Source organism: Bradyrhizobium sp. Kon58, from assembly GCF_055807455.1.
In genome coordinates, this window is record NZ_JBVVOT010000273.1 from 1 (window position 1) to 322 (window position 322).

Genomic DNA, 322 nt, shown 5'->3' on the forward strand with positions numbered 1-322 from the left:
TTCAACGATGTTTTGCCACAGTACAAAGCGCAGAACGACAGCATCGAGCGCCTGGCCAATAACGAGCCGAGCTTCGAAGCGGTGATCGCCAAGCGCCCGCAGCTGGTGGCCGCCGAGCTGGAATGGGTGGTCGGCCCCCAAGGCGTGGTGGGCACCCGCGAGCAGTTTCATGAGCTGAACATCCCCACCTACCTGCTACCGTCGGACTGCGAAGCCAAGGACAATCGCGTAGGCGCCGACGGCACGCGGCTGGAAGCGTTCCGTATCGAGACGATCTACAAGAGCCTCAGCCAACTGGCCGAGATCTTCGACGTGCAAGCTC

The 322-nt window shown here is 61.8% G+C and carries 1 protein-coding gene; it reads left to right on the plus strand.

What is annotated here, in order from left to right:
• On the plus strand, positions 1-322 hold a 322-nt coding region (locus AC0L20_RS40445; protein ID WP_473295737.1), incomplete at both ends, for an ABC transporter substrate-binding protein.